13 protein-coding genes and 4 pseudogenes are annotated in these 20,180 nt (G+C 66.4%); 13 read left to right on the top strand and 4 right to left on the bottom strand.

The window, feature by feature from the left end:
* Positions 1-230: 230 nt before the first annotated feature.
* Together M5I08_RS23075 and M5I08_RS23070 are read right to left on the bottom strand one after the other, a co-directional pair.
* Positions 231-2,432 carry an acyl-CoA dehydrogenase family protein gene (locus tag M5I08_RS23075; protein WP_219066041.1) on the bottom strand — a complete coding sequence of 734 codons (2,202 nt, stop codon included), beginning with the start codon at positions 2,430-2,432 and terminating at the stop codon, positions 231-233.
* Between the two features lie 112 nt (positions 2,433-2,544).
* A complete protein-coding gene (locus M5I08_RS23070) occupies positions 2,545-3,678 on the bottom strand; it encodes an alpha/beta hydrolase (RefSeq protein ID WP_219066039.1) in 1,134 nt (377 codons plus the stop codon).
* 112 nt (positions 3,679-3,790) lie between these two features.
* On the opposite strand from M5I08_RS23070, the pseudogene M5I08_RS23065 reads away from it, so the two are divergent.
* A pseudogene (locus M5I08_RS23065) lies at positions 3,791-4,063 on the top strand (VOC family protein); the annotation flags it as partial.
* On the opposite strand, the pseudogene M5I08_RS23060 reads toward M5I08_RS23065, so the two are convergent.
* Positions 3,996-4,307, bottom strand: a pseudogene (locus tag M5I08_RS23060) (TetR/AcrR family transcriptional regulator); the annotation flags it as partial. The pseudogenes M5I08_RS23065 and M5I08_RS23060 overlap by 68 nt on opposite strands.
* On the opposite strand from M5I08_RS23060, the pseudogene M5I08_RS23055 reads away from it, so the two are divergent.
* The 12 genes and pseudogenes from M5I08_RS23055 to eccE form a co-directional block, all read left to right on the top strand.
* Positions 4,296-4,943: pseudogene (locus tag M5I08_RS23055) on the top strand (oxygenase MpaB family protein); the annotation flags it as partial. The pseudogenes M5I08_RS23060 and M5I08_RS23055 sit on opposite strands and share 12 nt — an antisense overlap.
* A 141-nt stretch (positions 4,944-5,084) precedes the next feature.
* A complete protein-coding gene (locus M5I08_RS23050; RefSeq protein ID WP_219066033.1) occupies positions 5,085-6,005 on the top strand; it encodes a class I SAM-dependent methyltransferase in 921 nt (306 codons plus the stop codon).
* A 246-nt stretch (positions 6,006-6,251) separates the two neighbouring features.
* Positions 6,252-8,093 (top strand): type VII secretion AAA-ATPase EccA, encoded by a 1,842-nt coding sequence (gene eccA, locus M5I08_RS23045; protein ID WP_219066031.1) that lies wholly within the window; start codon positions 6,252-6,254, stop codon positions 8,091-8,093.
* Positions 8,090-9,667, top strand: coding sequence for a type VII secretion protein EccB (gene eccB / locus M5I08_RS23040; protein WP_219066029.1), 1,578 nt, complete (start codon positions 8,090-8,092; stop codon positions 9,665-9,667). Before eccA ends, eccB begins: the two co-directional genes overlap by 4 nt.
* Entirely contained in the window at positions 9,664-13,638 is a 3,975-nt protein-coding gene (gene eccCa / locus M5I08_RS23035; RefSeq protein ID WP_219066027.1) for a type VII secretion protein EccCa, read from the top strand. Before eccB ends, eccCa begins: the two co-directional genes overlap by 4 nt.
* Positions 13,639-13,683: 45 nt before the next feature.
* Positions 13,684-13,992 (top strand): PE family protein, encoded by a 309-nt coding sequence (locus M5I08_RS23030; protein WP_219066025.1) that lies wholly within the window; start codon positions 13,684-13,686, stop codon positions 13,990-13,992.
* A 212-nt stretch (positions 13,993-14,204) separates the two neighbouring features.
* Positions 14,205-14,498, top strand: a complete 294-nt coding sequence (locus M5I08_RS23025) for a WXG100 family type VII secretion target (RefSeq protein ID WP_219066024.1) — start codon at positions 14,205-14,207, stop codon at positions 14,496-14,498.
* 31 nt (positions 14,499-14,529) lie between these two features.
* Positions 14,530-14,820: a WXG100 family type VII secretion target gene (locus tag M5I08_RS23020; RefSeq protein WP_219066022.1), complete on the top strand. Its 291-nt coding sequence runs from the start codon at positions 14,530-14,532 to the stop codon at positions 14,818-14,820.
* A gap of 3 nt (positions 14,821-14,823) precedes the next feature.
* Positions 14,824-15,693 carry an ESX secretion-associated protein EspG gene (locus tag M5I08_RS23015; protein ID WP_219066020.1) on the top strand — a complete coding sequence of 290 codons (870 nt, stop codon included), beginning with the start codon at positions 14,824-14,826 and terminating at the stop codon, positions 15,691-15,693.
* A 96-nt stretch (positions 15,694-15,789) separates the two neighbouring features.
* A complete protein-coding gene (eccD, locus tag M5I08_RS23010) occupies positions 15,790-17,208 on the top strand; it encodes a type VII secretion integral membrane protein EccD (protein ID WP_219066018.1) in 1,419 nt (472 codons plus the stop codon).
* Complete coding sequence (mycP, locus tag M5I08_RS23005; RefSeq protein WP_219066017.1) at positions 17,205-18,611, top strand: type VII secretion-associated serine protease mycosin; 1,407 nt, start codon at positions 17,205-17,207, stop codon at positions 18,609-18,611. Before eccD ends, mycP begins: the two co-directional genes overlap by 4 nt.
* Positions 18,608-19,606 (top strand): type VII secretion protein EccE, encoded by a 999-nt coding sequence (gene eccE, locus M5I08_RS23000; protein WP_219066015.1) that lies wholly within the window; start codon positions 18,608-18,610, stop codon positions 19,604-19,606. The genes mycP and eccE overlap by 4 nt, the downstream gene beginning before the upstream one ends.
* On the opposite strand, the pseudogene M5I08_RS22995 reads toward eccE, so the two are convergent.
* Positions 19,576-20,180 (bottom strand): annotated as a pseudogene (locus tag M5I08_RS22995) (amidohydrolase family protein); the annotation flags it as partial. The gene eccE and the pseudogene M5I08_RS22995 overlap by 31 nt on opposite strands.

Below are 20,180 nucleotides of genomic sequence, written 5' to 3'. Positions count from 1 at the left end.
TTCGGGCGTGGCGACACGTTCGGGCGTGGCGACACCTTCGGGCGTGTACGCCCGCCGTTCCCCCCGGGTCCGCCGGTGCCCCCGCCGCCTGGCCTGTGGCGCTGAGTCCACATAGCGAGGGGGGAGTACCGGCTAGCCTCGCCGATCGATAGGCGGGGCTAGCCGGCCTCCAAGCCATCCACGCCGATCTGACTACACCGTCAGGTCGGCGTGGATTCTTTCGTGCCGGCCTACGGGTCGCGTGGCAGCCCCAGCAGCCGCTCGGCGATGATGTTGAGCTGTACCTCCGAGGTGCCGCCGTAGATCGTGGTGGCGCGGCTCGCCAGTAGGTACTCATCCCACTTGCCCGGCGGCGTGTCAGGGTCGCCGATCGCGGCGTCGGCGCCGAACGAGGCAACCCCGAACTCCGCATACCCCTGGCCGGTGCGCATCGACAGCAGCTTGGAGATCGCGGCCGACGGCATCGCGTCGCCACCGGCCACCGTCAACAACGTCGAACGCATGTTGAGCAGTTTCGCCGCGTGGCCCTCAGCGATCAACTGTCCGGCGCGGTTCTGGGCGATCTGGTCGAACTCGCCGTCGCGAATGAACTCGACGAACTGGTCGAGGTTGGCCAAAAACGGCGCCTCGCTGCTGCCGATCGAAACCCGTTCGGCGGTCAGAGTGTTGCGGCTGACTTCCCAGCCCCGGTTGACCTCGCCGAGCACCAGGGCGTCGGGTACGAACACGTCGTCGATGAACACGGTGTTGAACATCGCGCCGCCGGTGAGCTCACGCAGTGGCTTCACTTCTATGCCTTCGCTGTTCATGTCCAGCAGGAAGTAGGTGATGCCTTGATGTTTTGGAGCGCTGAGGTTCGTTCGCGCCAGCAACGCCCCCCACTGCGAGAATTGCGCCGCGGTGGTCCAGATCTTTTGTCCGCTGATCCGCCAGCCGCCGTCGATCTTGGTCGCCTTGGTGCCCAGCCCGGCCAGGTCGGATCCGGCGCCCGGCTCGGAGAACAGCTGGCACCAGATCATCTCGCCGCGGAATGTCGGGGGCAGGAAACGTTGCTTCTGCGCCTCGGTGCCGAAGGCCACGATTGACGGCACGATCCACGCCGCGATGCCGATCGGCGGGCGTCTCACCCGCCCGGCGGTGAACTCCTGGGCGATGATGATCTGCTCAATCGGATCGGCTGCCCGCCCCCAAGGCTTGGGCAGATACGGGAGTACCCAGCCGCCCTCGGCGATGGCGGTGGTGCGGTCGTTGCGGGGCATCTCCTTGAGTGCGGCCACCTCGGCGCGAATGTCCGCCCGCAGTTTCTCGGTGTCGGGGTCCAGGTCGATGTCGAGGTCACGCATCCCCGTGCCGGTCGCGGTGTCGACCACCCTCTGCGGATACTCGGACTTGCGGCCAAAGCAGGCGGCCAGCATCAGCGCGCGACGGTAGTAGACGTTCGTGTCGTGTTCCCAGGTGTAGCCGATACCGCCGTGGATCTGGATGCAATCCTGGGTGCAACGCTGAGCGGCCGCCGGCGCCAACGTGGCGGCGACCGCCGCGGCGAACTCGACCGCTGAACCTTCGATGTCCCAATCATTCTGGCGGGCCTCGTCGAGGGCACGGGCCGCATCCCACACGGCTGCGGTGGCCCGCTCGGTGTCGGCGATCATCTCGGCGCACTTGTGCTTGACGGCCTGGAACTGACCGATCGGACGGCCGAACTGCTCTCGAATCTTCGCGTAGCCCGCCGCGGTGTCGGTGGCCCACCGCGCGACGCCGACGGCCTCGGCCGACAGCAGCGTGGCAATCAGGCTATGCGCGGCGGCGACGCTGAGGTTCCTCAGCACCGCATCGTCGGTAACCTCGACGGCGTTGGCGCGCACATGTCCGATCGGCCGCAGCGGGTCGACGCTTGTGGCTGGCTCGATTTCGAGTTGCCCGGCGCTAAGCATCACCCACTCTTCGCCGCTGTCGATCGCCACGGGCAAAACCAGCACCGACGCCTCGGCGGCCGCGGGCACCGCCCTGACCTCACCGCGGATCACCAGCACGGCGCCCTGGCGGGTGGCCGTCAGCGCGCAACAATCCTTCGCGTAGGTGGCGATGCCCGCGCCCGACGCGAGGTCGGAGAGCACCTTGGCGCCCGGGTCGTGCGCTGAGATCAGCGCACTGGCGATCGCCGACGGCACGAACGGGCCGGGTACCGCCCCGTAGCCGAACTCGGCGAGCACCACGGCCAGCTCGAGGATGCCGAAACCCTGGCCGCCAACCGATTCGGCCAGATGCACGCCCTGCAAGCCTTGTTCGGCGGCGGCTTGCCAGTACGGCGGTGGATTGTCGATCGGTGTTTCCAGTGCGGCATGCAGCACTTCCGACGGCGCGACTCGCGCCGCCAGGGATCGCACCGAATCGGCCAGGGCTTGATGCTCAGGGGTTATCGCGATCGGCATTGGTCGCCTTCCGTTGGACCTTCCCCCAATCTAATAACCGGTCGGTTGGTTGACCACACCGGCTAAGTGCTGCAAGCGGGAGGAGCTCAGCGAACGAAATGGGCGACGGCACTTAGCGCCACCGCTTGGCAATCCATTTGGCGATGATGTCGGCCTGCTCGCTGCGCGCCCCCGGCGTGGTGAAGTAGTGCTCGGTGTTGATGGCGCACAGCGTTTTGTCGCTGCTGGCCAGCGCGTCGTAGATGCGTTGCGCATCCGTTGGGAACACACCGGTGTCTGCCTCGGCGTTGATCACCAGGGCAGGGCAGCTGATCCGCGCCAGATGCGGCTCGGCCCTGATCTGGGAAGTCCGCAGACTCCACATGGTCAGCCAGTTGCGTAGCGTGCAGGCGGCCGCGATCCCGTGCGCGGAACGGTTGGCTTTGGCCGGGACGCCGGCGTAACACGTATTCGGCTCGCGTTTGGTCGGCTCGAGAGTCGGGTCGACCATCCGGGGATCGGCCCAAGTCCGCATCACGGTGAAGGGGCGATCCGAAAATCCGGCGGCCCGAATGCGTTTCAGCTCATTCTCGACCCAGTCGGTGATCGCATTGTTGCGCGCCACCTGCGCTGACCGGTAACGGGTCAGGAACTCCGACGAGTACGGCGGGCTGTTGCGTGCATTGAACAAGTCGAGCTCGGGATCGGTGGCAACCGGGTCGTTCTCGTCGACGACGGCGGCGTCCATCCAAGCGGTCAGCACGTCAGGGCGGCCGGGATGGGCGGCGCTGGCCACATAGCCGTCTGCGGGCAGCAGGTCGGCCAGCCCGGCGGCGGGCCGCATCCCCGCAAGCGGAGTCAGGCCTGGCTCGAGCGCCTGAGCCCGATAAGCGGCCATCAACGATCCGCCTCCGGAATTACCCAGCAGCACAATAGTTTCCACTGCCTGCGTTTCGCGTAGCCAGCGAACACCCACGCCGATGTCAACCAGCGCATGGTCGAGCAGAAAGCTGGTCTCAAAACCGCGGAACCTGGTATTCCAGCCCAAGAATCCGATGCCGCGGGTAGCCATGTAATCGGCGAGATAGTGCTCAGAGAAGTCGATCTGGAAGTGAGCGGCGATCATCGCGACCTTCGGTTTGCGTCCGACGCCCCGGCGATACAGCCCCCGACACGGGTGGCCGCCGGCGCCGGCTCGCCGGGCGGTCGGCGACGGCAATCCGACGAATTCGCGGATGACCCCGGGCGTGCCGCTGGTGCGATTCACCTTGGGCGCCCCGCGATGCACTCGATGGACACGAGTACGTCCCCTCTTCTTGAGAACCGGATCTGATGTTAGGTTCAGATTCAGATCTCCGCCACGAAACCAGGGATGCGCATTGGCATTTCACGTTCCGGCAGAGAAGTTCGACGATTATCGCCAGCGCCTCAAGGCCAAGGGAGTACGGGTCGGTCCGGTGCTCAACCATGACGAAAGCGAGATACAGGTCTCGGCAGCGGTGCATCCCGGCGTGTATGTGCGGTCATTTTACTTCCAGGATCCCGACGGAATCACACTGGAGTTTTCCTGCTGGACAAAGGAATTCACGACGGCTGATACGCCGGCCGTGCCCAGGACGGCGGCCGATCGGCGCATTCCGGCTGCCCACTAACTGACCGCCAGTCCCGATACAAGGTCGGGTCGGCGAGCTCGTCCAGGAGTGACGCGAGCTGGTCGATCAGCTGATCGGGGTCCAGCCGTACGTCACCGGCCAACCACGCGCCGATCGTCTGGGCCGCTGCACCGACCACGAAGTGCGCTGCGGCCTTGATCCGGTCGTTCTCCGGTACCCGTAGCGCGTTCTCGACGTGACGGCCAGAAAGCGTCGCGAACAACGCGCTGGATTCGACACGCTGGCCATGGCCGGCACAGACGGCCAGAAGGCGGCATTTCGCCGGGCCGTCAACCGCGCGCACGCCGAGGCCCACTCGACACCCGAGAACCCGGTCGAGTACAACGCGTTTGACCCGGACCTGCAGCTGTGGGCGGCGGTTTGTCTCCACAAGGGCGCCGTCGACTTCTATCGCACGTTCATTGGTGAGATGGACGACGACGATGCCGAGCGCCACTACCGCGAAGCCGTGGTGCTGGGCACCACGCTGCAGGTGCCGGCGCAGATGTGGCCGCGGGATCGCGCCGCGTTCGACCGCTACTGGCAGCAGCAATTGGACAAGGTGCATGTCGACGACACGGTCCGCGAGTACCGGTATCCGATTGCCGTGGGCCGGATACGGGGTGTGCCCTTGCCGACGACCATGCGCAGGCAGCCGGAGAAACTCGCCCTGCTGATCACCACCGGCTTTCTGCCGCAACGGTTCCGCGACGAGATGCACTTGGCGTGGGACGCCGCCAATCAGCGGCGCTTCGACCGTCTGATTGCCGTGCTGCGGACGGTGAACAACATGATGCCACGGTTGCTCCGGCGCTTCCCGTTCAACGTGCTGCTGTGGAATCTGGACCGCCGGATCAAGGCCGGCCACCCGTTGGTGTAGCCGGGCAGTCGCGCCAATACCCCTTACCGGGACGGGGTCTTGCTGCTCTACGGCACAACGCCGTATTGAATGCCGTCGTGCCTCGACCGGTTTGTAGCCAGGTGACGATTGTGCTGGTCGGCGGTCGTAAGGTCGGTTGCTATGCGTACTGAAGACGACACCTGGGACATCACGACAAGTGTCGGTTCGACCGCGTTATTCGTGGCCACCGCTCGAGCATTAGAGGCGCAAAAACCCGACCCGCTGGCCACCGACCCGTTTGCCGAGGTCTTCTGCCGTGCGGTGGGCGGCAATGCGGCCGACGTGCTGGATGGCAAATACCCCGACCATCAGCTGAAAACGCCGGATTGGGGCGCGCACTTCGTCAACTTCCAAGGTGCCCGCACCAGGTATTTCGACAACTACTTCACGCAGGCCGCCGATGCCGGCGTCAGGCAGGTGGTGATTCTGGCGGCGGGTTTGGACTCCCGCGCATACCGGCTGGCGTGGCCCGACGAGACGACGATCTTCGAATTGGACCGTCCGCAGGTTCTCGATTTCAAGCGTGAGGTGCTCGCCGGGCAGGGCGCAGAACCCAACGCCGAGCGCCGCGAGGTTGCCATCGACCTGCGTGAGGATTGGCCGCAAGCGTTGCGGGACAGTGGATTTGATGCCGGCAAGCTGTCGGCCTGGATTGCCGAGGGGCTGCTGATCTACCTCCCCGCCGCCGCCGAACGGCAGTTATTCACCGGAATCGATGGCCTGGCTGCCCCCGCCAGTCACGTCGCCGTGGAGGATAGCGCCCCGATGCCGCACGACGAGTATGCGGCCGCCGTCGAAGAAGAACGCGCGGCTCGCGCCAAGGGCGACGATCGGCTGTTCTTTCAGTTGGTCTACAACGAGCAACATGCACCGGCCGACCAGTGGTTCAACGAGCACGGCTGGTCGGCGGTGGCGACGCCGTTGGCCGAGTACCTGCGGGAGGTCGGTCGGCCGGTTCCGGGTCCCGACTCCGAGGCCCAGTCGATGGTGGCGCGCAACACCTTGGTCAGGGCCGTCAAAAGTGAACGGCGCGTGGCGTAGAATCCGCTCATGATGATAACCATTTTCATTAATCCGCGCTGCTGCAACCCCGTCGCGCACCCTGACGTCTCTCAAGCGCCGACGACGACGTGTTAGGTGGACTGAGCTGCGCCCTGGGTTCCGGGCCGAGCGGATGGACTCCAGGGCCAGCCCACTACCCGCGTCTGGACACTTAGCTTATGCAATGCTAACTTCATCGCGGGTTAGCTTAGGCAACACTATGTCCATCAGGGGAGAGGCGGAGGCGTGGAAACCGCTGACACCGGCATCATCGCAACACGGCCAACGACGGCGCGGATAGATGACGACGTCGCGAGCCGGTTCGCGACGTGCTGTCGGGCGCTTGGGCTGACCGTTTATGACCGCAGGCGTCCAGCGGACCTGACTGCCGCCCGATCCGGGTTCGCCGCGCTCACCCGCATCGCCCATGACCAATGCGACGCCTGGGTGGGGCTGGCCGCGGCGGGCGACGCGTCTACCCGTGTGTTGAAAGCGATTTCGCAGAACGCGGCGACTGCGGGGTTGTTACAGCGCCAGGTGGAACTCGCGCCGGGCGCCCTGGGTTTTCACTACGACACCGGGTTGTATCTGCGGTTCGGCGCAAGCGAGCCGGACGATTTTCACCTCGCCTACGCCGCGGGGCTGGCAGTCGAGGGCCAATTCGCCGACGCGCACAAACTCGTCGTCGACGTCACCCGGCGCCGGCCGAGTTCCCGGGAGGCCCGCTGGGTCACCGCGACCATCCACTACCGCGCCGAGCGCTGGGCGGATGTGGTCAAGCTGCTCTCACCGATCGTCACCGACCCCGATCTCGACGCGCACTTCGGTCACGCGGTCAAGATTGCGCTCGGGATTTCGCTGGCTCGGCTGGGCATGTTTGCTGCGGCATTGTCGTATCTCGAGGAGCCCGACGGTCCGGTCGGTGTCGCGGCAGTGGACGGCGCGCTGGCCAAGGCGCTGGCGCTGCGCGCCGACGGCGACGAGGACACCGCCCGAGAGGTGCTGCAAGACCTCTACGCCGCCAATCCGGAGAACGCCCAAGTCGCAGAGGCGCTGACGGATTCCAGCTTCGGGATCGTGCCCACCACCGCGGATCGCATCGACGCGCGCATCGACCCGTGGGATCCGGCCACCGAGCCCAGTCCCGGGGACTTCGTCGATCCGGGAGCCCACGAGCGCAAGATCGTCCTGCTGGCCGAGGCCGAGCGGGAGCTCGATGAGTTCATCGGCCTGGACAAGGTCAAAGACCAAGTAGCGCGGCTAAAGAGCGCAGTTGCAATGGAATTGGTGCGCAAGGAGCACGGACTAGAGGTGGCGCGGCGCACCCACCACCTTGTCTTCACTGGGCCGCCCGGAACGGGCAAGACCACCATCGCCCGTGTGGTCGCCAAAATCTACTGCGGGCTGGGCCTTCTGAAGAAGGAGAACATCAAAGAGGTGCACCGCGCCGATCTGATCGGCCAGCACATCGGGGAAACCGAGGCCAAGACCAACGCGATCATCGACAGCGCATTGGACGGCGTGCTGTTTCTCGACGAGGCCTACGCGCTGGTTGCCACCGGCGCCAAAAACGACTTCGGTCTGGTGGCCATCGACACCTTGCTGGCCCGGATGGAAAACGACCGCGATCGGCTGGTGGTCATCATCGCCGGCTACCGCGCCGAGCTGGACCGGTTCCTGGACACCAACCAAGGTCTGCGGTCGCGGTTCACCCGCACCATCGACTTCCCGTCGTACCGACCGGCCGAGCTTATCGAAATCGCGAATTTCATGGCGAAGCGGCGCGACAGCACATTCGAACAGTCCGCACTCGACGATCTGGAAGCCCTCTTCGCTCACCTGGCCAACATCACGAAACCCGATACGGCGGCCGTAGAACGGCGTGGCCTTGATATCGCGGGCAATGGCCGGTTCGTCCGCAACGTCGTCGAAAAGTCTGAAGAGGAACGCGAATTCCGATTGGATCACAGCGAACATGCTCGGACCGGTGAATTCACCGACGAGGAACTGGTGACGATCACCGCCGCAGACGTCGCCAACACGGTGCCGCAACTGCTGGAAGGCCTCCGCCTGGAGATGCCGGCATGACCGGCGGCCGCGCTGACGACGAGCGGCGCTCTTTCGCGTCGCGTACCCCGGTCAACGACAATCCCGACAAGGTGGTCTACCGCCGCGGCTTTGTCACCCGTCATCAGGTGACCGGCTGGCGGTTTGTGATGCGCCGCACCGCTTCTGGCGTCGCCCTGCACGACACCCGGATGCTGGTCGATCCGTTGCGCACCCAGACCCGCGCGGTGCTGATGGGCGTACTGCTGGTGATCACCGCGCTGGTGGGCTGCTTTGTCTTCTCGCTGATTCGCCCGAACGGGAATGCCGCCAACAGTCCGGTGCTGGCCGACCGGTCCACCGCAGCGCTGTATGTGCGGGTCGGCGATCAACTGCACCCGGTGCTGAACCTCACGTCGGCTCGGCTGATCGTCGGTCGGCCGGTGAACCCCACCACCGTGAAAAGCAGTGAGCTGGACAAGTTTGCGCGTGGAAACTTGGTCGGGATCCCTGGTGCGCCCGAGCGGATGGTGCAAAACACTTCCAAAGCTGCCGACTGGACGGTGTGCGATGCCGTTTCCGGCCCGGTGACCGGGGTAACGGTGATTGCCGGAGCACCGGACAGTACTGGCGCCCGGGCCGCGGCGCTGACCCCGGGGCGCGCGGTGCTGGCGGGCAATCCCACCGGCACCTGGCTGCTGTGGGACGGCCGGCGCAGCCGGATCGACCTGGCCGACCGCGCCGTCACCGGCGCCCTTGGCCTGGGTAGCGACATACCTGCGCCGCGGCCGATTGCCGCCGGGCTGTTCAACGCGATTCCCGAAGCGCCGCCGCTTTCTGCGCCGGCCATCCCGGAGGCCGGAAGCCCACCGCGGTTCGGCCTACCGGTATCCGCACCGGTCGGCGCGGTGGTGCAAGCGCATGCATTAGAGGCCACGTCAGGGAACGCCGTGCTCTACTACGCGGTGTTGCCCGATGGCCTGCAACCGATCTCGCCGGTGCTTGCCGCGATACTGCGCAACTCCAATTCCTATGGTCTGGAGCAGCCGCCGCGGCTGGCCGCCGATCAGGTTGCCAAGCTGCCGGTGTCGCGGATGCTCGACACCAGCCGTTACCCCGACCAGCGCATCAGCCTGGTCGACGCCCCCCGTGACCCGGTCACGTGCGTGCACTGGAGCAAGCCGGCCGGCGCCACCGTGAATTCGCTGACGCTGCTTGCCGGTTCGGCACTTCCGGTACCGGACGCGGTGCACACCGAAGATCTCGTCAGCGCCGGAACCGGCGGCACCGCAAGCCGAGTCGCGCTCGCGCCTGGGAGCGGGTATTTCACTGCCGCCGTCGGCCAAAATTCGGGTTCGCCGGTTGCCGGGTCGCTGTCCTGGATTTCCGACACCGGCGTCCGCTACGGGATCGATAATGAGGGTGGCACTACTGTGCCTGCCAAAACCGCTGAGGTCCTTGGCCTGAACCCGCCGCCGACGCCGATTCCGTGGTCGATGCTGTCGTTGTTCGCACCCGGCCCGACGCTGTCACGCGCCGACGCGCTGCTCGCCCACGACGGCCTGGCGCCAGACACCCGTCCGGGGCATAGCGCGGCACAGGGGGAAAATCGATGAGCCGACTGATCTTTGAGGCCCGCCGACGGCTGCCAGCACCGGGGTCCCGTAGGGGCGCCATCAGCATCGAAGCGCCTCCTGAACTACCCCGGGTGATTCCGCCATCGATGTTGCGACGGGCGCTGCCGGTCGTGATCGTGCTGTTGATCGTCGGCATGATCGTCGCAATGGTCGCCACCGGTATCCGGCTCATCTCCCCGCAGACGCTGTTCTTTCCATTCGTACTGCTGCTGGCTGCCACCGCCCTATACCGCGGCACCGACAACAAAAACCGCACCGAGGAAGTCGACGCCGAACGGGCTGACTACTTGCGCTACCTGTCGGTGGTGCGGGACAACGTCCGGGCCCAGGCCGCCGATCAACGTGCCGCGGCCGAATGGTCGCACCCTGAGCCCGCGGCTCTGGCCGCGATACCCGGCTCGCGACGCCAGTGGGAACGCGACCCTTGCGACGCCGACTTTCTCGTGGTGCGGGCCGGCCTGCACTCGGCGGCGCTTGACACCGCATTGCGGGTCAATGACATTGCCGACGAAGTTGATCTGGAACCGGTGTCGCACAGTGCATTACGTAGCTTGCTGGACACTCAGCGCACTGTCCGCGACATCCCGACCGGTATCGACCTGACCAAGGTCTCGCGGATCACTCTTCTCGGCGATGCCGACGAGGTGCGCGCGGCGACGCGGGCCTGGATCGCCCAGGCGGTGACGTGGCATGACCCGACGGTGCTCGGTGTCGCGGTGGCCGCTTCGAGTCTCGAGACGCCGGACTGGTCATGGCTGAAGTGGCTGCCGCACGTCGATATTCCCGGCGAGGTCGACGGCGTCGGCCCGGCCCGCTACCTGTCCGCCAAACCCGACGAGCTGGCGGCGCTGCTCGGCCGGACGCTGACCGACCGCCCGCGATTCGCCGACGGGTCGGCCGACGCGTTGCGGCACTTACTGATCGTCGTCGACGATCCCGACTACGACCTGGCCACCTCGCCCCTGGCGGCGGCCCGGGCCGGTGTCACCGTCGTGCACCGATCGGCGCAAACCCCACATCGCGAACAATATTCGGATCCGGAACGGCCGATCCTGCGGATCGTCGGGGGGGCCGGCGGGGGCAGCCGAGCCGGCGCCATCGACCGCTGGCAGACCGGCGGCTGGCAGCGCTACATCGACAACGTCGACCAGCTGGACGCCGACGACGCCGGGCACCTCGCGCGCCGACTCTCCCGATGGGACTCCAACCCGATGCACAGCGGACTGCAATCGTCCGCCACTCGCGGCGCCACTTTCACCACGCTGTTGGGAATTCCGGATGCGTCGCGGTTGGATGTGCCCACCATGTGGGCGCCACGAAGCCGCGACGATGAGCTGCGTGTCCCGATCGGTGTCACCGCGACCGGCGAGCCGCTGATCTTCGATCTCAAAGACGAAGCCGAGGGCGGGATGGGCCCGCATGGCTTGATGATCGGCATGACCGGGGCGGGCAAGTCGCAAACCCTGATGTCGATCTTGTTGTCGCTGTTGGCAACTCACCCCGCTGATCGGCTGATCGTGATCTATGCCGACTTCAAGGGTGAGGCCGGCGCCGACATCTTCCGCAACTTCCCGCAAGTCGTCGCGGTGATTTCGAATATGGCCGAGAAGAAGTCGTTGGCCGACAGGTTTGCCGACACGCTGCGCGGCGAGGTCGCGCGTCGGGAAATGATGCTGCGTGAAGCCGGACGCCGGGTGCAGGGCAGCGCGTTCAACTCGGTGACCGAATACGAAAACGCGATCGCCGCCGGCGCATCTGATCTGGCGCCAATCCCCACCCTGTTCGTGGTCGCCGACGAGTTCACGCTGATGCTCGCCGATCACCCGGAATACGCCGAGCTGTTCGACTACGTCGCGCGCAAAGGCCGCTCGTTCCGCATCCACATCCTTTTCGCGTCACAGACGTTGGATGTCGGCAAGATCAAGGACATCGACAAGAACACCTCCTACCGCATCGGTTTGAAGGTGGCCAGCCCCGCGGTGTCGCGGCAGGTCATCGGTGTGGAGGACGCCTACCACATCGAGTCCGGCAAGGAGCACAAAGGTATCGGCTTTTTGGTGCCAGCTCCGGGCGCCGCACCGATCAAATTCCGCAGCACCTATGTCGACGGTATCTACGATCCGCCGCAGGCCGCGAAAACTCTTGTGGTGCATTCTGCTCCCGACCCGAAGCTGTTCACCGCCGGCAGGGTCGAGCCCGATCAGACCACGGTGATCACGACCAACGGTCACGAGGAACCAGCCGGCCCGCCACGCAAGTTGATCGCCACCATCGGTGACCAGCTTGCGCGGTACGGCCCGCGTGCGCCGGAACTGTGGCTGCCGCCGCTCGACGACCCGATACCGCTGAGCGCGGTGCTGGCCCGCGCAGCACTGCCGCGCGGCGAGTGGCGTTGGCCGCTGGGCGAAATCGACAAGCCGTTCGAGATGCGCCGCGATCCGCTGGTGTTCGACGCGAGGTCATCGGCCGGCAACCTAGTCATCCACGGCGGGGCAAAGTCGGGGAAATCCACCGCGCTGCAGACATTTATCTTGTCAGCGGCAAGCCTGCACTCGCCCAGCGAGGTGAGCTTCTACTGCCTGGACTACGGCGGCGGGCAGCTGCGGGCGCTCGAAGAGCTGGCGCATGTCGGCAGCGTCGCCTCAGCGCTGCAACCGGAACGCATTCGCCGCACCTTCGGTGAGCTCGAGCAGCTGCTGCGGTCACGTCAGCAGCGGGAGGTGTTCCGGGCTAAGCACGGTCCGGATGACGGATTAGGCCAAGTATTCCTGGTTATCGACAACCTGTACGCCTTCAGCCGCGACAACACCGATCAGTTCAACACCCGAAACCCGCTGCTGAGGAAGGTGACCGAGCTGGTGAACGTCGGACTGGCTTACGGCATCCACGTGGTCGTCACCACCCCCAGCTGGCTGGAGGTGCCGCTGGCGATGCGAGACGGCCTCGGGCTGCGGCTGGAGCTGAAGTTGCATGACGCGCGCGACAGCAACGTCCGGATGGTCGGTGCACTGCACCGTCCGGCCGAGGCAGTGCCGGCCGACCAACCGGGTCGCGGTCTGACCATGGGCGCCGAGCACTTCCTGTTCGCGGCACCCGAACTCGACCAGGTTGCCGCGATCAACGCTCGCCAGCCCGGCATTACGGCGCCGCCGGTGCGGTTGCTGCCGATCAACCTGGCACCGTCCGCGGTCGGTGCGCTGTACCGGGGCGCCGACCGGGTTGTCATCGGCCAGCGCGAAGAAGACTTGGCCGCAGTCGAAGTCGATTTCGCCGATAATCCGCTGCTGATGGCGCTGGGCGACACCAAGTCCGGCAAAACCACACTGTTGCGCCACATCATCCGCACCGTCCGCGACAACTCCACCCCGGACCGGGTCGCGTTCACCGTGATGGACCGCCGGCTGCAGCTCGTCGACGAGCCGTTGTTCCCCGACAACGAATACACCGCCAACGTCGACCGGGTGACCCCGGCGGTCCTCGGCTTGGCGGCGATCATCGAAAAGCGGCAACCGCCGGCAGGCCTCTCGGTGAGCCAGCTCACCGGCTGGTCATACGAGGGCCACACCCATTACCTGATCATCGACGACGTCGATCAGATACCCGACGCTCCGGCGATGACCGGTCCGTTCGTCGGGCAGCGGCCGTGGACGCCACTGATCGGGCTGCTGGCGCAGGCCAGCGACCTAGGGCTGCGAGTAATCGTCACTGCACGGGCAACAGGTGCCGCGCACGCGCTGATGACCAGCTCGCTGCTGCGCCGGTTCAACGACCTGCAAGCCACCACATTGATGTTGTCGGGCAATCCGGCGGACGGCGGAAAGATCCGCGGTCAGCGATTCGACCGGTTGCCCGCCGGTCGGGCAATTCTGCTGGGCGACAGCGACACCCCGACGTATGTGCAGTTGGTCAATCCGCTCGTCGACGAAAGCGTGTCCGCCGATGGTCGCTGAGGTTTCGAAGGTTAAAAGGAAGTTTAAAAGGAAGGAGTATCAGCTATGACGCTGCGAGTCGTCCCGGAGGGTTTGGCCTCCGCCAGCGCCGCGGTGGAAGCGATCACCGCCCGCCTGGCCGCCGCGCATGCGGACGCGGCACCGTTGATCACGGCCGTGGTCCCGTCGGCGGCTGATCCGGTGTCGCTGCAAACCGCGGCGGCGTTGAGCGCGCAGGGCGCCGAGCACACCGCGGTGGCAGCCGAAGGTGTGGAAGAGCTCGGCCGTGCCGGGGTCGGTGTCGGCGAGTCCGGCGTGAGTTACGCCCTTGGTGATGCGGCCGCTGCGTCGTCGTATCTGGGTGCCGGCAGCTGACGATGACCGCGCCGGTGTGGACGGCTTCGCCGCTTGAGGCGCGTTCAGCACTGCTCAGTGGCGGCCTGGCCCCGGGTGGCTGTTGGCGGCCGCTGGGACCGAGTATGCCGATGGCACCGGGAACGTGAGATCCCGACACCGCGGAGGGGAGGAGGAACAGAGCTGAGTGTGCTTGTGTACGACAGTAATCGATTAGAGAAAGGATTTTTGCCATGAGTATGTTGGATGCTCACATTCCGCAGTTGGTGGCTTCGCAGTCGGCGTTTGGCGCCAAGGCCGGGTTGATGCGCTCGACGATCGGTCAGGCGGAGCAGGAGGCGTTGTCGGCGCAGGCCTTTCACGCCGGGGAGTCGGCGGCGGCGTTTCAGGCTGCCCATGCCCGATTTGTGGCAGCGGCGGCCAAGATCAACAGCTTGCTGGATATCGCTCAGGCCAACATTGGGGATGCCGCGGGCACGTATGTGGCCGCCGATTCGGCTGCGGCCGGCAGTTACCCGGGCTTCTGATTCGACTCGGCCTTAGACGAAAGGTTTTGTGATGTCGCAAATTATGTACAACTATCCGGCGATGCTGGCCCATGCGGCCGATATGGCCGGTTATGCGGGCACGTTGCAGAGTTTGGGTGCTGATATCGCCAGTGAGCAGGCGGCGTTGTCGGCGGGCTGGCAGGGTGATACCGGGATGAGCTATCAGGCGTGGCAGAGCCAGTGGAATCAGGCCATGGAGCAGTTGGTGCTGGCCTATCGCGCGATGGCCGGCACGCATGAGAACAACACCACCTCGATGCTGGCCCGCGACCAAGCCGAAGCCGCCAAATGGGGCGGCTAGTAGATGGCTGCTCAACCTAACGCCGTCGAGCTCACCGTCGACCAGACCTGGTTTATCGCCGAAACCGTTGGGGCGGGAACGTTCCCATGGGTTCTGGCGATCACCACGCCTTACACCGATGCTGCTGAGCGGGGCGCGTTCCTCGATCGGCAGGCTGCCGAGTTGACCCGAATGGGCATGATGTCCGCGAGCGGTGGGGTCAACCCGGCGGTCGCTGACTGGATCCGGCAGGTGTGCTTCCCGCACCGCTGGCTGGACCTGCGCTATGTAGGCTCGGGGGCAGCATCCGGTGCCGACGACCTGCTGCGCGGGATCATCGCGCGGCGCGGCGATGGAACCGCTAAAACGGTGGTGGCGCTGCGCAATGCGCAACTGGTGACATTTACCGCGATGAACATCCACGATGCTCGCGCGCTGGCGCCGGTGTTGGGTGTCGGGTTGACCCAACGCCCGCCGGCGCAATTCGATGAATTCAGCCTGCCCGCCCGGGTGGGCGCACGGGCCGACGAGCGGCTGCGCAACGGCGCGCCGCTGACCGAAGTCGTTGACTACCTGGGTATCCCGCGATCGGCGCGGCCCGTGGTCGAGTCGGTGTTCACCGGTCCGCGCAGCTACGTCGAGATCGTCGCGGGCGCTCGCCGCGACGGGCGGCAGGCCAGCACCGAGGTCGGGGTGAGCATCGTCGACACCACCGAGGGCAGAATACTGGTCAGCCCCTCGCGGGGCTTCGACGGCGAATGGATATCGACGTTTCGCCCCGGAACACCGTTCGCAATCGCCATAGCGGTCGAGCAGCTCACCGCGGAATTGCCGGGTGGCGAATGGTTCCCGGGTAACCCGGTGTCCCGAGACTTCTCCACCCAGTCCAGTTAAAGAGCCGACTGAGCGGTTCAAGAACTACCGCTGTCCACGAAGAGAAAGAGAAGCCATGTCCTATCAAGCGGACTCCCAAAGCCGGAGCAGCCGGTGATGTCCAGCGCTGTGATGCCGGTCGTGCGCGTCGCCATCCTTGCTGACAGTCGGCTGACCGAGACAGCGCTGCCTGCAGAGTTGCCGCTACGCGAAATCCTGCCGGCGGTAAAACGTTTAGTGGTTCCTGCCGTCCAAGACGGTGACGTGGACGGCGCCGACAATGGCTCACTCACGCCCGCTCGGCTCAGCCTTGCTCCGATCGGCGGGGCGCCGTTCAGCCTGGACGCCAGTTTGGACACCGTCGGTGTTGTCGACGGTGATCTGCTGGCGTTGCAGCCGATCCCCGCCGGGCCGGCCGCGCCCGGCATCGTCGAGGACATCGCCGACGCGGCCGTGATCTTCTCCACAGCCCGGCTGAGGCCCTGGGGCATCAGCCACATCCAGCGCGCCGCACTGGCTGCCGCCGTTGGATCAGTCTGGACGGCAACCGGACTGGCCGTTACTCACCGAGTGGTCACCGGCGCAGCGGCCGGGCTGATCGCGGTCGCCGTGATCGCGGTGCTGGCCGCGCTGGGCGGCTTGCTATCCCGTTCGCCGCGGGCGGGCGCGATCTTGTCGGTGGCCGCGTTGGTGCCGATCGCCGCGGCGTTGGCGTTGGCGGTGCCGGGCAGCTTCGGCGCGGCGCAGGTGACGCTGGGCGCTGCCGGGGTGACCGCCTGGTCGCTGATCAACCTGATCCTTCCTCAGCGCGAAAACGGAAAAGCTATCGCGGTTTTCACCGCGACGGCCCTGCTCGGCTTTGGCATGCTGGTGGCCGCCGGCGCCGAATCGTTGTGGCAGCTGCCGCTGGTGAGCATGGGCTGCGTGCTGATCGTGGTGGCGCTGCTGGCCACAGTTGAGGCCGCCCAACTATCCGCCCTGTGGGCGCGATTCCCGCTGCCGGTCATTCCGGCTCCCGGGGATCCGACCCCCTCGGCGCCGTCGCTGCGGGTGCTGCAGGATCTGCCGCGACGGGTACGGATCGGCGACGCACACCAAGTCGGGTTCATCGCGGGGGCCGTGCTGGTCAGCACGGTCGGGTCGGTGGCGATTGCATTGCACCCGCAAACGCTGTCTGCCTGGGGCTGGTATGTCCCCGCCGCGACCGCGGCGGCAGCTGCGCTGCGGGCCCGGGTATGGGATTCGGCTGCGTGCAAAGCCTGGCTGCTGGCCCAGCCATATCTGGTGAGTGTGGCGTTAGCGGTGTTCTACACCGCGACCGCACACTACCTGGCCGCGCTCGGCGCGGTGATAGTTCTCGTGGCGCTGGTGTCGGCCTGGGTGGTGGTTGCGCTGAATCCGCCAATCGCGTCCCCGGACAGCTATTCGCTGCCGGTCCGTCGGCTGTTGGGCTTCGTCGCGTCCGGAATCGACGCGTCGCTGATCCCAGTCATCGCCTACCTGGTCGGCCTGTTCAGCTGGGTGCTCAATCGATGATCTCTGCCCGCGCTCGGCTGCGATGCAGCTGCCTCGCAGCGGCTTTGGCTGCTGCCCTGTTGGTCTGCCCGCCGGCCCTGGCGATCAACCAACCGCAGGTCGATCCGGGCGCTAAACCACCGAACGGCGCCCCCGGTCCGGTGCAGCCGATGGAGAAGACCGGTGACTGCAGTAGCTCCGGTGTCATCCCGGGTACTGATCCGGGCGCGGCCACGCCCAACCAGCGGATGATGGATCCCGCTGCGGCGTGGCGCGTTTCCCGCGGCGAAGGCCAGTTGGTGGCGGTTCTGGACACCGGGGTGCGGCCGGGGCCGAGGCTGCCAGGCGTGCAACCCGGTGGCGATTACGTGGAAACCACCGACGGCCTCACCGACTGTGATGGGCACGGCACCCTGGTCGCAGGGCTGATCGCCGGGCAGCCCGGCGACGACGGTTTCGCCGGAATCGCACCCGCGGCGCGCCTGCTGTCGTTGCGGGTGACGTCTGCGAAGTTCTCACCGCGAACTCCCGGCGGCGACCCGGCGCTGGCACGCGCGGCCGTCGATGTGGTCGCACTGGGCCGAGCGATTGTGCACGCGGCCGACCTGGGCGCGCGGGTGATCAACATCTCGGCGATCACCTGCCTGCCCGCTGGCCGCAACGTCGATCAGGCCGAGCTGGGTGCGGCAATCCGGTATGCGGCGGTAGCCAAGGACGCGGTGATCGTGGCTGCCGCCGGCAATAGTGGTTCGGGTGGTTCGGGTGGTTCGGGTTTCGCCGGTGCGTCATGCGAATCGAACCCGCTGACCGACTTGGGCCGTCCCGACGATCCCCGCAACTGGGCGGGTGCCACGTCGGTGTCGGTGCCGTCCTGGTGGCAGCCGTACGTGCTGTCGGTGGCGTCGCTGACACCTGAAGACCAGCCGTCGAAATTCACAATGGCCGGCCCCTGGGTGGGGATCGCCGCGCCCGGCGAGAAGATCGTGTCGGTGAGCAACCGCGGCGACGGCGGTCTTGCCAACGGCCTGCCCAATGACCACCACCAGCTGGCTCCGCTCAGCAGCACCGGCTACGCCGCCGGTTACGTGTCCGGTGTCGCGGCGCTGGTTCGCAGCAAGTATCCAGATTTGAACGCGTCACAGGTGATTCACCGCATCACCGCGACGGCACACAACGGGGCCCGCGTGCCGTCCAACGTTGTCGGCGCCGGCACCCTGGACCCGGTTGCCGCCCTGACCTGGGAGCTGCCCGCCGCCACCAACCACGACAAGGCGCCGGTGAAACGCGTTGCCGCGCCGCCGGAACCGGCACCGAAAAGCCCGGTGCCGCGGATCGTCGCGTTCACCGGGACCGGGGCCCTTATGTTGGCCGTCGCAGCTGCCGCCGCGATCGCCGCACGCCGACGAAAGGAGCCCACTCAGTGAGCCCACATCAATCCATAGCACCACCTACGGGACGGATCACGTTGGTGGCCTTGGCCGTTGTGGCCGCGGCCATGGGCTTTCCCTGGCACTCGGCGCGCGAGCGTTGGGTGCTCGGAATCGCCCTCGTCGTGGTGGTCTCGCTGCTGGCTCGGTGGCGTGGGCTGGCGGTGACGACGATTGTGCGTCGCCGGTTGGCGATGCGCCGTCCCAAACGTGGTGCGCACCCGGCCGTTGGATCCGGCACCGACGTGCGGGCCACCGTGCTGCTGCGCGTCGGCCCGCCGGTGTCGGGTCCCGATGCGCTGCCGCTGCCGCTAATCGCCAGCTACACCGACCGCTACGGTCTGAGCGCGGACGCCATCCGGGTCACCAGCCGCGACACCACATCCGACGCCGGTGTGCCGCAACGGGAAACGTGGATCGGGCTGACCTTCTCGGCCGCGGACAACCTCGCGGCGCTGCAGGCCCGTTCGCCGCAGATTCCGCTGCACGAGACCGCCGAGATTGCAGCGCGCCGGCTCGCCGACCACCTCCGCGAAAACGGGTGGACGGCCGGCATCGCCGACCCCGAAGACATCCCGGCACTCTACGGTCGGCGCACCCGCGAAACCTGGCGTGGGATCCGGCGGGGAAACGCGGATTATGTTGCGGCCTATCAAGTTAAGGCCGACACCGCGTTGCCGAATACTCTCGCCGCGATCTGGTCATACCCCGTCCGCGAAACATGGACGGCGTTGGAGATCAGCGGTGCGGGCGACCGGCAGACGCTGGCCGTCGCGTGCGCATTCCATACCGATACTCCGCCCGCTGCGGGCGGACCATTGCCCGGGCTGATCTCGCATTCCGGTAACCACCGGCCGGCATTAACGGCGTTGCACCCGCCGTCGACTCAGCAGCTCGACGGTCACGTCGCGGTCCCCGAAGCCCTGCTGTTGACCCGGGTGCGCTGGCCCAGCGCCATCGCTCAGCTAGACAGGGCGGCGGAGTTTTCGTAGAACACCCTGCGCAGCCAATCGTCGTCGATGCCGGGCAGACGGGTGAGCGCGCGCAGGGCATCGACATAGCTGTACGGAATGTTGGGGAAATCGCTGCCGAACAGAATGCGATCGCCGAGTTGCCGCAGCCGATTCAGCTCCGACGAGGAAACGGCATCATTTCGTCGACAAATGGTGTGAACGCCATGGTGGTGTCCAGCCGGACATCGGCCGAGTGCTCGCAGATGTCGAGAAAGTCGGCGTACTCGGGCATGCCCAGGTGTGCGACTATCAGCCGCAACCGCGGATAGCGATGCAGCAGCCGACGTATCGGTTCGGGTCCGGTGTGCTCACCGGGAGCGGGTCCGGAGCCACAGTGAACAACCACGGGGATTCGAGCGTCTCCGATTGCTCCCCAGACGTGTTCGAGCAGGGGATGATTCGGGTCGTAGCGACCTACCTGGACGTGTGCTTTGAAGATTTGGGTCCTGTCACCAATCGCCGCCTCGACGTATGCTGCGGCCCCCGGTTCGGGATAAAACGTCGCGGTGGCGAGACAATCCGGAGTCGACAGCGCGAACTGGGCAGCCCACTG

The sequence above is a fragment of the Candidatus Mycobacterium methanotrophicum genome, assembly GCF_023515995.1.
Taxonomy (GTDB): Bacteria; Actinomycetota; Actinomycetes; order Mycobacteriales; family Mycobacteriaceae; genus Mycobacterium; species Mycobacterium methanotrophicum.
The sequence above is the reverse complement of the archived record's forward strand: the minus strand, read 5'-3'. Positions and strand labels throughout refer to the sequence as shown.

Bases quoted from the DNA above. Each gene is read 5' to 3' on its own strand.
- eccCa (WP_219066027.1), top strand. From the start codon at position 9,664: ATGAGCCGACTGATCTTTGAGGCCCGCCGACGGCTGCCAGCACCGGGG.
- M5I08_RS23025 (WP_219066024.1), top strand. From the start codon at position 14,205: ATGAGTATGTTGGATGCTCACATTCCGCAGTTGGTGGCTTCGCAGTCG.
- eccD (WP_219066018.1), top strand. From the start codon at position 15,790: ATGTCCAGCGCTGTGATGCCGGTCGTGCGCGTCGCCATCCTTGCTGAC.
- mycP (WP_219066017.1), top strand. From the start codon at position 17,205: ATGATCTCTGCCCGCGCTCGGCTGCGATGCAGCTGCCTCGCAGCGGCT.
- M5I08_RS23020 (WP_219066022.1), top strand. From the start codon at position 14,530: ATGTCGCAAATTATGTACAACTATCCGGCGATGCTGGCCCATGCGGCC.
- M5I08_RS23050 (WP_219066033.1), top strand. From the start codon at position 5,085: ATGCGTACTGAAGACGACACCTGGGACATCACGACAAGTGTCGGTTCG.
- M5I08_RS23075 (WP_219066041.1), bottom strand. From the start codon at position 2,432: ATGCCGATCGCGATAACCCCTGAGCATCAAGCCCTGGCCGATTCGGTG.
- eccB (WP_219066029.1), top strand. From the start codon at position 8,090: ATGACCGGCGGCCGCGCTGACGACGAGCGGCGCTCTTTCGCGTCGCGT.
- M5I08_RS23030 (WP_219066025.1), top strand. From the start codon at position 13,684: ATGACGCTGCGAGTCGTCCCGGAGGGTTTGGCCTCCGCCAGCGCCGCG.
- M5I08_RS23015 (WP_219066020.1), top strand. From the start codon at position 14,824: ATGGCTGCTCAACCTAACGCCGTCGAGCTCACCGTCGACCAGACCTGG.